Annotated in this window: 12 protein-coding genes; 7 read left to right on the top strand and 5 right to left on the bottom strand. The window is 62.6% G+C overall.

All coding sequences use genetic code 11. The features are described 5' to 3' along the window. Positions 1–119: 119 nt before the first annotated feature. Complete coding sequence (gene poxB, locus CKW09_RS08600) at positions 120–1,841, top strand: ubiquinone-dependent pyruvate dehydrogenase (protein ID WP_095096749.1); 1,722 nt, start codon at positions 120–122, stop codon at positions 1,839–1,841. A gap of 102 nt (positions 1,842–1,943) precedes the next feature. Next, positions 1,944–2,960, top strand: coding sequence for a low-specificity L-threonine aldolase (gene ltaE, locus CKW09_RS08595; protein ID WP_061798108.1), 1,017 nt, complete (start codon positions 1,944–1,946; stop codon positions 2,958–2,960). 34 nt (positions 2,961–2,994) lie between these two features. Here ltaE and CKW09_RS08590 read toward each other — a convergent pair whose 3' ends face one another. Both CKW09_RS08590 and CKW09_RS08585 read right to left on the bottom strand, forming a co-directional pair. Then, a complete protein-coding gene (locus CKW09_RS08590; RefSeq protein ID WP_061798110.1) occupies positions 2,995–3,690 on the bottom strand; it encodes an N-acetylmannosamine-6-phosphate 2-epimerase in 696 nt (231 codons plus the stop codon). Further along, positions 3,687–5,243, bottom strand: coding sequence for a PTS transporter subunit EIIC (locus CKW09_RS08585; protein WP_095096746.1), 1,557 nt, complete (start codon positions 5,241–5,243; stop codon positions 3,687–3,689). Before CKW09_RS08585 ends, CKW09_RS08590 begins: the two co-directional genes overlap by 4 nt. 167 nt (positions 5,244–5,410) lie before the next feature. On the opposite strand from CKW09_RS08585, the gene CKW09_RS08580 reads away from it, so the two are divergent. Continuing rightward, a complete protein-coding gene (locus CKW09_RS08580; protein WP_095096743.1) occupies positions 5,411–6,238 on the top strand; it encodes a MurR/RpiR family transcriptional regulator in 828 nt (275 codons plus the stop codon). Position 6,239: 1 nt separating this feature from the next. Here CKW09_RS08580 and CKW09_RS08575 read toward each other — a convergent pair whose 3' ends face one another. Further along, positions 6,240–6,587: a DUF1294 domain-containing protein gene (locus tag CKW09_RS08575; RefSeq protein ID WP_061798115.1), complete on the bottom strand. Its 348-nt coding sequence runs from the start codon at positions 6,585–6,587 to the stop codon at positions 6,240–6,242. A 157-nt stretch (positions 6,588–6,744) separates the two neighbouring features. Between CKW09_RS08575 and CKW09_RS08570 the strand changes: the two genes are divergently transcribed. Then, on the top strand, positions 6,745–8,184 hold the full coding sequence (locus CKW09_RS08570) for a DUF2867 domain-containing protein (RefSeq protein ID WP_095096740.1): 1,440 nt from the start codon (positions 6,745–6,747) through the stop codon (positions 8,182–8,184). Positions 8,185–8,341: 157 nt separating this feature from the next. Next, entirely contained in the window at positions 8,342–9,352 is a 1,011-nt protein-coding gene (locus CKW09_RS08565; RefSeq protein ID WP_061798119.1) for an NAD-dependent epimerase/dehydratase family protein, read from the top strand. On the opposite strand, the gene CKW09_RS08560 is transcribed toward CKW09_RS08565, so the two are convergent. Beyond that, positions 9,353–10,189: an N-acetylmuramoyl-L-alanine amidase gene (locus tag CKW09_RS08560; protein WP_095096737.1), complete on the bottom strand. Its 837-nt coding sequence runs from the start codon at positions 10,187–10,189 to the stop codon at positions 9,353–9,355. It abuts the gene before it with no gap. A 122-nt stretch (positions 10,190–10,311) separates the two neighbouring features. Next, positions 10,312–10,635, bottom strand: coding sequence for a heavy metal-binding domain-containing protein (locus CKW09_RS08555; RefSeq protein WP_061798123.1), 324 nt, complete (start codon positions 10,633–10,635; stop codon positions 10,312–10,314). A 159-nt stretch (positions 10,636–10,794) separates the two neighbouring features. Here CKW09_RS08555 and CKW09_RS08550 point away from each other — a divergent pair, with 159 nt between their 5' ends. Then, positions 10,795–11,343, top strand: a complete 549-nt coding sequence (locus CKW09_RS08550) for a lipoprotein (protein WP_061798125.1) — start codon at positions 10,795–10,797, stop codon at positions 11,341–11,343. A gap of 262 nt (positions 11,344–11,605) precedes the next feature. Then, positions 11,606–12,334 (top strand): arginine ABC transporter ATP-binding protein ArtP, encoded by a 729-nt coding sequence (artP, locus tag CKW09_RS08545; RefSeq protein ID WP_095096733.1) that lies wholly within the window; start codon positions 11,606–11,608, stop codon positions 12,332–12,334. The last annotated feature ends 3 nt before the right edge of the window (positions 12,335–12,337 follow it).

Here is a 12,337-nt window from a genome sequence, read left to right as displayed (position 1 = left end):
TGTTCCATGCGTATCAATGATTTCATCAGCAAATACTCAAAACGATGCCCAATAGATTTCAAGCCGCAGCCGAGGCGGCGTGAAAGATGCAGGGGATCTTTACCGTGCTTGGGGGAACTATGAAGCAAACCGTAGCCACACTGGTCGCCAAAACTCTGGAACAGGCCGGCGTGAAACGCATCTGGGGCGTCACCGGCGATTCGCTCAACGGCCTCAGCGACAGCCTGCACCGCATGGGCACCATCGAATGGCTGGGCACCCGCCATGAAGAAGTCGCCGCCTTCGCCGCCGGCGCCGAAGCCCAGCTTACCGGCCGGCTGGCGGTTTGCGCCGGATCCTGCGGCCCCGGCAACCTGCACCTGATCAACGGCCTGTTCGACTGCCACCGCAACCATGTGCCGGTGCTGGCGATCGCCGCGCATATCCCCTCCAGCGAAATCGGCAGCGGCTATTTCCAGGAAACCCATCCGCAGGAACTGTTCCGCGAATGCAGCCACTACTGCGAGCTGGTCTCCAACCCGGAACAGCTGCCGCGGGTGCTGGAGATAGCCATGCGCAAGGCGATCCTCAATCGCGGCGTCTCGGTGATCGTGCTGCCGGGCGACGTGGCGCTGCGCATGGCGCCGGAAGACGCCGCCATGGTGTGGCACACCCCGGCGCTGCCGCTGGTGCAACCGCCGATGAGCGAACTCAACCAACTGGCGGAAACGCTGAACAAGGCGAAGAACATCACCCTGATGTGCGGCAGCGGCTGCACCGGGGCGCACGACCAGGTGGTCAAGCTGGCCGAGCTGCTGCAGGCGCCGGTGGTGCATGCGCTGCGCGGCAAGGAGCACATCGAATGGGATAACCCTTACAGCGTCGGCATGACCGGCCTGATCGGCTTCTCTTCCGGCTACCATGCGATGATGAACGCCGACACCCTGGTGCTGCTCGGCACCCAGTTCCCCTACCGCGCCTTTTACCCGACCAACGCCAACATCATTCAAATCGACATCAATCCCGGCAGCATCGGCGCGCACTGCCCGGTGAATATGGCGCTGGTGGGCGATATCCACACCACCCTGTCCGCCCTGCTGCCGCAGCTCGAAGCGAAAAGCGACCGGGCGTTCCTCGACAAGGCGCTGGAGCACTACCGCAACGCGCGCCAGGATCTCGACGGGCTGGCGACCGCCAATGACGATCAGCCGATCCACCCGCAGTACCTGGCGCAGCAGCTCAGCCACTACGCCAGCGACGACGCGGTGTTCACCTGCGACGTCGGCACGCCGACGGTGTGGGCCGCCCGCTACCTGAAAATGAACGGCAAGCGCCGGTTGCTCGGTTCGTTCAACCACGGCTCGATGGCCAACGCCATGCCGCAGGCGATCGGCGCGCAGGCCACCGAACCGGGCAAACAGGTGATAGCCCTGTGCGGCGACGGCGGTTTCACCATGCTGATGGGGGACTTTCTGTCGCTGGTTCAGCTGAAGCTGCCGGTGAAGATCGTGATATTCAACAACAGCGTGCTGGGCTTTGTGGCGATGGAGATGAAGGCCGGCGGCTACCTGACCGACGGCACCGATCTGCACAACCCGGACTTCGCGGCGATCGCCAACGCCGCCGGCATCAAGGGCATCCGCGTGGAAAAGGCCTCGGATCTGGACGGCGCGCTGCAGGAAATGCTGGCGCACCCCGGCCCGGCGCTGCTGGACGTGGTCACCGCCAAACAGGAGCTGGCGATGCCGCCGCAGATCAAGTTCGAGCAGGCCAAGGGGTTCAGCCTGTACATGTTGCGCGCCATCATCAACGGCCGCGGCGACGAAGTGGTCGAGCTGGCGAAAACCAACTGGCTGCGTTAATAATCGTATCCTCTTTCCCATCACTTATAACTATCCCCAATAGATTTCACGTTGCAGCCAACAACGCTGCGGCTTGAAAGATAAAGGGGATAAAGGAATTGTATGCTTATCGATTTACGCAGCGACACCGTGACCCGCCCCAGCGCCGCCATGCGCGAGGCGATGGCCCGCGCCGAAGTCGGCGACGACGTCTACGGCGATGACCCGACGGTCAACGCATTGCAGGCGGAGGCGGTCCGCCTGTCGGGCAAGGAAGCCGCGCTGTTCCTGCCCAGCGGCACCCAGGCCAACCTGGTGGCGCTGCTCAGCCACTGCCAGCGCGGCGATGAATATCTGGTCGGCCAGCAGGCGCACAACTACAAGTACGAAGCCGGCGGCGCCGCGGTATTGGGCAGCATCCAGCCGCAGCCGATCGAGGCCGATGCCGACGGTACGCTGCCGCTGGCCAAGCTGGCCGCCGCCATCAAACCCGACGACATTCACTTCGCCCGCACCCGGCTGCTGAGCCTGGAAAACACCCTCGGCGGCCGCGTGTTGCCGCAGGCGTATCTGCAGCAGGCCTGGCGATTCACCCGCGAGCACGGCCTGGCGCTGCATATCGACGGCGCACGCATCTTCAACGCCGCGGTGGCGCTGGATGTGCCGCTGAAAGAGATTGTGCAGTATTGCGATACCTTCACTATCTGCCTGTCGAAAGGGCTGGGCGCGCCGGTCGGCTCCCTGCTGTGCGGCAGCGAGGCGTTCATTCAGCGCGCGCTGCGCTGGCGCAAAATGACCGGCGGCGGCCTGCGCCAGGCGGGCATTCTGGCGGCGGCCGGTCTGTATGCGCTGGAACACAACGTCGCCCGCCTGCGGGACGATCACGACAACGCCAAATGGCTGGAACAGCAGTTGCAAAGCCTCGGCGTGGAGATCGCCGAACCGGGCGCCCAGACCAACGTGCTGTACCTGCGCCAACCTGCCGAACTGGCGGCCAGGCTGGGCCCGTGGATGCGCGAGCGCGGGGTGCTGATCAGCAGCGGCCCGCTGACGCGCATCCTGACCCATCTCGACGTCAACCGACAGGATCTGCAGAAGGTGGTCAGTCTGTGGCGGACGTTCCTGCAACAGCATGCCTGAGCATGCTCCCCGCGCTGGCTCCGCCGGCGCGGGGCTAAGCGTTGCCGATGGCGGCCACAAAGCGCCGGGTGATCTGCTGTGGACGGGTGATGGCACCGCCCACCACCACCGCATGCGCCCCCAGCGCCAGGCAGCGCGCCGCCATTTCCGGCGTCTCTACATTCCCCTCGGCGATCACCGGCAGGCTGACCGCCGCCAGCACCTGACGCAAAAAGTGAAAATCGTCCCGCGCCAGCCGCTCGCCCCGCGTTTCGGCGGTATAGCCGTGCAGCGTGGTGCCCACGCAGTCGAAGCCGAGCCGCGCGGCATCGACCGCCTCTTGGCAGGTGGCGATATCGGCCATCAGCAGCAGGCCGGGGTATCTGGCGCGCACCGCAGCAACCAGCTGCGCCAACGGCAGCGCGCCCGGCCGCCGATGCCCGGTGGCGTCCAGCGCGATCATCTGCGGCGCCACCGTCATCAACTCATCAATCTCCCGCAGGGTCGGGGTGATGTAAACCTCACTGTCCGCATAGTCGCGTTTGATGATGCCGATCACCGGCAGCGCCACCGCGCCCAGGATGGCTTTAACGTCATCGACGCCGTTGGCGCGGATCGCCGCCGCCCCGCCTTGCTCGGCGGCCACCGCCATGCGCGACATAATAAAATCGCTGTGCAGCGGTTCATCGTCCAATGCCTGGCAGGAGACCACCAGCCGGCCCTCAATGTGCTGCAAAATGGAAAGCGTCATAAATCCAACAACTCCTCAACCTCGTTTTTAATGATGGTGACGTGCGGGCCGTAAATCACCTGAACGCCGTTGCCGCGCACGATTACCGCCCGCGCGCCGCTGGTCTGCAGCCCGCTTTCGTCCAACAGCCGGCTCTGTTTCACCGTTACCCGCAGCCGGGTGGCGCAGCAGTCCAGCTCGACGATATTCTCCTTGCCGCCCAGCGCGGCCAGCACCCGCTGCGAACGCGGCGTACCCTCCGCCGCGACGCCCGCCGGCGCATCGGCCCCGCGCCCCGGCGTGTTGAAATTGAAACGCACAATCAGGAAACGAAAGCTGAAGTAGTACAACAAGAACCAGGGCACGCCCACCAGCGGCACATACATCCAGTGAGTTTTGGCTTCTCCCTGCAGTACGCCAAACAGCATGAAATCGATAAATCCGCCGGAAAACGTCTGGCCGATGGTGATATGCAGCAGGTGGGCGATCATGAACGCCAAACCGTCGAACAACGCATGCACCACGTACAGCGCCGGCGCAATAAACAGAAACGAGAACTCGATCGGTTCGGTGATGCCGGTGAGGAACGAGGTCAGCGCCGCCGACAACAGCAGGCCGCCGACGCGTTTGCGGTTCTCCGGACGCGCAGTGCGGTACATCGCCAGACAGGCGCCGATCAGGCCGAACATCATGGTGATAAAGCGGCCGGACATAAAACGCGCCGTGCCGATCGTGAACTGCTGCGTATGCGGATCGGCCAGCTGAGCGAAGAAAATGCGCTGCGCGCCTTCGACCAATTGGCCGTTGACCATTTCGCTGCCGCCGAGTGCGGTGGTCCAGAACGGCAAATAAAAAATATGATGCAGGCCAAACGGCCCGAGCATCCGCAGCACAAAGCCGTAGATGAAGGTGCCGAGATAGCCGCTGGCGTCCACCAGCCCACCCATGCTGAAAATCAGCCGTTGAAAGTGCGGCCAGATCACGGTCATCAGGGCGCCGATCGCCATCGCCGCCAGCGAGCAGACGATCGGCACGAAGCGCGAGCCGCCGAAAAAACCCAAAAACTGCGGCAGCGCCATCTTGTTGTAACGAGCGTGCAGATACCAGGTCGCCAGGCCGATAATCACCCCGCCGAACACCCCGGTTTCCAATGTCTGTATGCCGAGGAGGGTCCCTTGCCCCACCGCGCCGGGATTTTCCGTCGCCAGCGAGCCGTTGATTTTCAGCAGCGCATTGATGGTGGCGTTCATCACCAGATAGGCGATCAGCGACGCCAGGCCCGCGGTGCCTTTATCGCTTTTGGCCAACCCCACCGCCACGCCGACCGCAAACAGCACCGCCAGATTGGCGAATACCGTGGCGCCGGCGCTGGCCATCACGGTAAATGTGCCCTGCAGCCAGCCGACGTCGAGGAACGGATAGGCTTCGACGGTGTTGGGGTTGGACAGCGCGCCGCCGATCCCCAGCAACAACCCCGCAGCCGGCAGCACGGCGATCGGCAGCATGAAGGACTTGCCGAACAGCTGGGCCTTTTCAAACCAGCCGCCGGACTGAATTTCCCCGGACGTTGACATAAATTATCCTCACCATCATTTATTGTGATAAAATTTTTTACCATAATAAAAGTCAGATGTTGAAAATTTTATTCACAACGATGATCGGCTTCACAATAAGCGGATTTAGCTGGCGGGCGGCGGCGACTTTCCGCCACAATAGGCAAGGAGACAATCAGAAAGGTAACGTGATGAATACTGGAAACTTGTTATTGCGGCTGCGGCAGGATCTGACGGGTTATAGCCCGACGCTGCAAAAACTCGGCGGCTATGTCCTCGAAGCGCCCTCCAGAGCCGTTTACTTTACCATCACCGAACTGGCCCGCGAGAGCGGCACCAGCGAAGCCAGCGTCACCCGGCTGTGCCGCCATCTGGGCTGCAAAGGTTATACCGAGTTTAAAATGGCGCTGGCGCTGAGCCTGCAACAGAACCAGCCGGAAACGGCGGCTCGCCACAGCGCCGGCGAAACAGTGCTGGAAGACAGCGTGCAGGCGCTGCGGGACACCGGCGCGCTGTTGGACCGCCGGGCGCTGCAGCTGGCGGCGGAAAGCCTGCATCAGTGCGCGTCGGCGCAAATTTACGGCGTGGCCGCCAGCGCCATCATCGGCGACTTCCTGCACTACAAGCTGCTGCGTCTCGGCAAACCGGCGCAGCTGTTCAGCGATATGCACCTGGCGGCGATGAACGCCGCCGCCCTGGGAGCGCACGACCTGCTGATCGTCATCTCCAGTTCAGGCTCGACCAAAGACGTGCTGCACGCGGTCGCGTTGGCCAAACAGCGCGGCGCGCGCATCATCGCTCTCAGCAATACGCAGCGCAGTCCGCTGGCCAAATTGGCCGATGTCCTGTTGGTGGCGGCCAAGCCGGAAGGCCCGCTGAACGCCGGCGCCCTGCCCGCCAAGGTCGGCGCGATGCTGCTGGTGGAGCTGATGGTGGCCGAGCTGATCCTGCGCGATCCCGCCTATGTGCAGGCGGTGCAGGACACCGCAAGCGCCACCCTGCCGCTGTTGTTGTGAATCAGACTATCCAGCGGCCATACATCCAGTACCACAGCCCCAGCGTCGCCGCCAGATTGAGCGCCACGCTGAGGATAAACCAGGTCTTGAACGGCTGTTTCCGGGTTTTATGGCGAAACAACTGCTGCGCCGCCAGCGCGCCCAACCAGCCGCCCAGCACGCCGAACAGCAACAGCGTGGCCTCGGGTACCCGCCGCCACCCCTTGCGCGCCGCCAGTTTATCCCCGGCGTAAATCATCAGGGTCAACAGGTTGATCAACAGCAGCCACATCCAGACCGGATGCAGGAAAAACAGGCTGGCGACCAACGCCAGGCCCAGCAGAGCGTAACAAAACACATTGAGTTTCATGGCATCCGGTTTTCGAACGATAAAAAGGGCGCGTAGTGTGACCTTGCGTCACCTGTGATGCAACCGAGATATATCCATACAAACAGTGCATTTAAATCGTCGATTTGGCATCCTGTGGCGATGCCCATACTGACTTTCACCGCATAAGGCGGCGCTGATGACACCTCAACGCGTGCTGGTTCTCGGAGCCAGCGGCTATATCGGCCAAAACCTGATCCCCCATTTGATCGCGCAAGGGCATCAAATCACCGCCGCCGCGCGGCGTATCGACTGGCTGCAGGAGCAGAACTGGCCGCAGGTCCGCTGCCTGTACGCCGACCTTTACCGGCCGGAAACCCTGAGCGCGGCGCTGTGGGACATCGATACGCTTTACTATCTGGTGCACGCGATGGGCGACGGCGATGACTTTGTCGAGAAAGAGCGCCAGGCGGCGGAAAACCTGCGCGATGCGCTGCGCGGCGCCGGCGTCAGGCAGGTGGTGTTTCTCGGCGCGCTGCAGCCGGCCGACGACAGCTCGCCGCACTTGGTGGCGCGCAGGCTGACCGGCGAAATTTTGCGCCAGAGCGGCGTTCCGGTGACCGAACTGCGCGCCGGCATCGTCATCGGGCCCGGCTCGGCGGCGTTCGAAGTGATGCGCGATATGGTCTATAACCTGCCGGTGCTGACGCCGCCGCGCTGGGTGCGGTCCAAATCCTCGCCGGTGGCGCTGGCGAATCTGCTGGTTTATCTGGCCGATTTGCTGGAACACCCGGCGCAGGAGAACCGCATTTTCGACGTCGCCGGGCCGGAATACATCAGCTACCAGACGATGTTCGAACGCTTCATCGCCATCAGCGGCAAACGGCGCTGGCTGATCCCGCTCCCGCTGCCGACGCGCCTGATCTCGGTGTGGTTCATCAGCCTGATCACTTCGGTGCCCACCTCCATCGCCCGCGCGCTGATCCAGGGGCTGAAACACGATCTGCCCGCCGACGGCCGGCCGCTGCAGACGCTGATCCCGCAGCGGCTGCAGACCTTCGATCAGGCGGTGGCCGCGACGCTGCAACGCGAACGCGAGGTGGTCGACTCGGCCGACTGGGGTTACGATCCGGCGGCGCGCGCCCGTTGGCGGCCCGGCTACGGCTACTACCCCAAACAGGCCGGCTGCACGCTGGAAACTCAGGCCTCCAGCGAGGCGCTGTGGCAGGTGGTGCAACGGCTGGGCGGCGAGGAAGGCTATTTTTACGCCAACATCCTGTGGAAGATCCGCGCCCGCATGGACGACATGATCGGCAACGGCGTGGTCTACGGCCGCCCGGCGCGCGATGCGCTGGCGCTGGGCGATCGGGTCGACGGCTGGCAGGTGATCACACTCGTTCCCCAACGCCAACTGGCGCTGCTGTTCGGCATGAAGGCCCCGGGGCTGGGGCGTCTGAGCTTCACCATCAAGGATCACGGCGACCGCCGCAGCCTGGACGTCCGCGCCTGGTGGCATCCGGCCGGCTTCAGCGGCTTGCTGTACTGGTTCGCCATGATGCCGGCGCACCTGTTCATTTTCCGCGGCATGGCGAAACGCATCGCCCGGCTGGCGGAGCGGCAGGATCGCCATCAGCCGTAACCGCCGGTCATTTGTCGATCAACCGCACAGTTTGCCGCTGTGGTTAGTCCCTTTCCGATTGCATAGCGCACGAAATCACGGAAGAATGGCATCTTATTTGCTGGGGCGTCGCCAACGGCCCCCGGCATTCTAATTTTTGGTGAGAATAGAGTCCGTTATGAAGGTATTGGTCACCGGTGCAACCAGTGGGTTAGGCCGTAACGCCGTTGAATATCTCCGCCGCCAGGGCATAAAAGTGCGCGCCACCGGCCGCAACCGGGCGATGGGCAGCCTGCTGGAAAAAATGGGCGCGGAGTTCATTCATGCCGACCTCACCAACCTGATCTCTTCTCAGGCCAAAGCGATGCTGACGGATGTCGACGTGCTGTGGCACTGTTCCAGCTTTACCTCGCCGTGGGGCACCGAAGAGGCTTTCGAGCTGGCCAACGTGCGCGCTACGCGTCGCCTGGGCGAATGGGCGGCCGCCTACGGCGTCGCGCAGTTTATCCACATCTCTTCACCGGCGATTTACTTCGACTACCACCATCACCGCAACGTCAACGAGGATTTTCGCCCGGCGCGCTACGCCAATGAGTTTGCGCGCAGCAAGGCGGCCGGCGAGCAGGTGATCCAACAGCTGGCGCTGTCCAACCCGCAGACCCACTTCACCATCCTGCGCCCGCAGGGGCTGTTCGGACCGCACGACAAGGTGATGCTGCCGCGGCTGCTGCAGATGATCAAAAGCTACGGCAACCTGCTGCTGCCGCGCGGCGGCGCGGCGCTGGTCGACATGACCTATCTGGAAAATGCGGTGCACGCCATGTGGCTGGCGACGCAAAAAGAAGACACGCCGTCCGGCCGCGCCTATAACATCACCAACCAGGAGCCGCGCCAGCTGCGCAGCGTGGTGCAGCGACTGATCGACGATCTGGGCATGAAGTGCCGCATACGTTCAGTGCCTTACCCGATGCTCGACATGATGGCGCGCGGCATGGAACGGCTGGGCAGCAAAAGCGAAAAGGAGCCGGTGCTGACCCACTACGGCGTCGCCAAGCTCAATTTCGATCTGACGCTCGACACCACCCGCGCTCGGCAGGAACTGGGCTATCACCCCATCGTTTCGCTGGATGAAGGCATCGCCCGCACCGCCCGCTGGCTGAAAGAACACGGCAAGCTGCACGGCCTGTAATCAGCGCGCCGCGCCATACTTCAGCAACAGCGCATCCACGATCGCCTCACTCTCCGCATCCGGCTCGCCGCGAAAATCGCCGGGCCGGAAATGCATTTGAAACGCCGCCAGCACGTTGCGCTGCTGGCGGGCGTTCCATGTCGGATCTATCGCATAACCGTAGCGCGCCAGCCTGGCGAGCAGCGGCGCCATCGGCACCGGCGCCTGCCGGTCGCGCCCGGCCAGCAGGCGCTGCACGTCGCGTTCGTTCGGCCAGGCGCCGACGCCGGCCTCGGCCAGGGCGTGCCAGGGGAACAAAGGGCCGGGATCCTGCTTGCGCTGCGGCGCGATATCGCTGTGCCCCACCACGTCCTGCGGCTGAATGCCGTAACGGTTGATAATGTCGCGGCTCAGCGGGATCAGCAGCGCAATTTGCTCCGCCGTATAGGGCTGCCAACGGGTGTACAGCATGCTGCGGGTGAACCCGCGGTTGACTATCTCGATGCCTATCGAGGTGTCGTTCAGGTTGCTGCGGCCGCGCCAGCCGCTGGCCCCGGCGTGCCAGGCGCGCATCTCCTCCGGCACCAGTTGAAAGGCCGTCGGCTTGCCGTGCTCAAGCTGCGGGTGCGCCGGCAACAGATAGTGCGCGCTGACGTGTTCGTCGGTCAGCGTCTTCAGCGAAGAATGGAAATCTTCCGCGGTATAGTGCATCACCAGAAAGCGAATGCGCCGATCGGCGCCCTGCGCCTGATGCAGGGTTTCCAACCGGTAATTGCCGCGGTCGACGGTGGTGCCCTGCTGAGGATGTTGGCATCCCGCCAGCAGCGCGGCGGCGAATATCCCTGGCCAAATTTTCACTTATCCCCCTGTGGTTTGACGGCCCGACATAGCGCTAACGTTAATCAATAATCGTCGCGGACGCCATCGACGGCGGCACAAAACAAAACGCCCCGGCGCGGGCCGGGGCGTTTTGGGCGGGGTTAGCGGCTGACTTTCACCGCGGTGCCGCTGACGGTCACCATCAGCATGCTGCCGTCTTTACCGACGGTTTCGTAGTCGATATCGATGCCGACCACCGCGTTGGCGCCCAGCTCCTTCGCCTGCTCTTCCAACTCCTTGAAGGCGATCAGGCGCGCCTTGCGCAGCTCTTTCTCATAGGCGCCGGAACGGCCGCCGACGATGTCGCGCACGCCGGCGAAGAAATCGCGAAAAATATTGGCGCCGAGGATCGCTTCGCCGGTGACAACGCCGCAGTATTCGGTAATGGTAAACCCTTCCAGGGTCGGGGTGGTTGAAAGCTGCATCAGGGGTCCTTGTTTGATTAATTCAACACATCTATGACCAGCAATTTGGCATTATGTTCGGTGCAACAATGGCACGCAGTACGAATGCAAGGCCAAAAAACGCATTTATACTGTAAGCTATCGGTCTTCATGGTAGAGACTTTCACATAAGGTAATAAGATGAAAACAAAAACTATTGCGGCTGTTTTTCCTTTAGCGCTGTTGCTGAGTGCCTGCACCACCGTAGAGCCGGCATTCAAGGATATTGGCACCCGCAGCGGCAGCTGTGTGGAAGGCGGCCCGGATGCGGTCGCACAGAAGTTCTATGACCTGCGCATTCAGCAGGGTTCCGCCACCAGCCTGCCGGACAGCAACCGCCTGGCGCAGCTGCAGCCTTACCTGAGCCAGGTGCTGTATCAGGATCTGGTCAGCGCCGGCCAGAATCCGGCTAAACATCAGGTGACCGGCGACCTGTTCTCCGGCAATGCCCAGGGGCCGACCAGCGCATCCGTCGCCAGCGCCTCTACCATTCCCAATACCGATGCGAAAAACATCCCTCTGCGGGTGGCGCTGAGCTACCAGAAAGACGGCGGCAGCGCGGTCAACTGGCAGGATGAAGTCTTGATGGTGCGCGAAGGCACCTGCTGGGTGGTGGACGACGTCCGTTACCTGAACGTGCCGCCGCACGCCGCCAGCGGCAGCCTGCGCCAGGTGCTGGAAAACCAGTAATTCCACTGCGCATACCGGCGCCGCTCTGGCGCCGGTTTTCGTCAAACGCCTTGATTGCGCTCAAAGTTTGCTCTGTTTGAGAAATTTCGCTACGCATCTCACAGCCTGCGCCACAAATCCCCCCTTCCGCTCTGAGTCGCGGTATCTTGTGCTATTCTTTTACTGTCCCGCCGCACAGTCATAAATTTTAACGCACAAAGATTGCATAAGTATTCTGTGGAAGTTAACATTCGCGGCATCAATGTCTATTCAATTCTGGCGCATGAGTATTCAACTTAACGGTATCAACTGCTATTACGGCGCGCATCAGGCGCTGTTTGACATCACGCTGGATTGCCCAGCGGGGGAAACCCTGGTGCTGCTCGGTCCAAGCGGCGCCGGGAAAAGCTCATTGCTGCGGGTGCTGAACCTGCTGGAAATGCCGCGTTCGGGCCAGCTGCAGATCGCCGGCAACCGGTTCGACTTCAAGCAGGCGCCGGGTGAAAAATCCATCCGCGAACTGCGCCAGAACGTCGGCATGGTGTTCCAGCAATATAACCTGTGGCCCCACCTCACCGTGGTGCAAAACCTGATCGAGGCCCCCTGCCGCGTGCTGGGCCTGACCAAGGCCCAGGCGATGGAGCGCGCCGACAAGCTGCTGAAGCGTTTGCGCCTCACCGACTTCGCCGACCGTTTCCCGCTGCACCTGTCCGGCGGCCAGCAGCAGCGCGTGGCGATCGCCCGTGCGCTGATGATGGAACCGCAGGTGCTGCTGTTTGACGAACCGACGGCGGCGCTGGATCCGGAAATCACCGCTCAGATCGTCAGCATCATTCGCGAACTGGCCGGCACCGGCATCACCCAGGTGATCGTGACCCACGAAGTGGAAGTGGCGCGCAAAACCGCCAGCCGCGTGGTGTATATGGAAAACGGCCGCGTGGTGGAACAGGGCGACAACAGCCACTTCACCCAGCCGCGGACCACCGAGTTTGCCAATTACTTATCACACTAAAAA

The organism is Serratia ficaria, assembly GCF_900187015.1.
Taxonomy (GTDB): domain Bacteria; phylum Pseudomonadota; class Gammaproteobacteria; order Enterobacterales; family Enterobacteriaceae; genus Serratia; species Serratia ficaria.
Note: the sequence above shows the minus strand (reverse complement) of the source record. Positions and strands in the feature narration are given on the sequence as shown.

Coding starts and splice junctions, on each gene's coding strand:
- CKW09_RS08565 (WP_061798119.1), top strand. CDS start 8,342: ATGAAGGTATTGGTCACCGGTGCAACCAGTGGGTTAGGCCGTAACGCC.
- CKW09_RS08585 (WP_095096746.1), bottom strand. CDS start 5,243: ATGTCAACGTCCGGGGAAATTCAGTCCGGCGGCTGGTTTGAAAAGGCC.
- CKW09_RS08550 (WP_061798125.1), top strand. CDS start 10,795: ATGAAAACAAAAACTATTGCGGCTGTTTTTCCTTTAGCGCTGTTGCTG.
- ltaE (WP_061798108.1), top strand. CDS start 1,944: ATGCTTATCGATTTACGCAGCGACACCGTGACCCGCCCCAGCGCCGCC.
- CKW09_RS08555 (WP_061798123.1), bottom strand. CDS start 10,635: ATGCAGCTTTCAACCACCCCGACCCTGGAAGGGTTTACCATTACCGAA.
- poxB (WP_095096749.1), top strand. CDS start 120: ATGAAGCAAACCGTAGCCACACTGGTCGCCAAAACTCTGGAACAGGCC.
- CKW09_RS08590 (WP_061798110.1), bottom strand. CDS start 3,690: ATGACGCTTTCCATTTTGCAGCACATTGAGGGCCGGCTGGTGGTCTCC.
- CKW09_RS08575 (WP_061798115.1), bottom strand. CDS start 6,587: ATGAAACTCAATGTGTTTTGTTACGCTCTGCTGGGCCTGGCGTTGGTC.
- CKW09_RS08570 (WP_095096740.1), top strand. CDS start 6,745: ATGACACCTCAACGCGTGCTGGTTCTCGGAGCCAGCGGCTATATCGGC.
- artP (WP_095096733.1), top strand. CDS start 11,606: ATGAGTATTCAACTTAACGGTATCAACTGCTATTACGGCGCGCATCAG.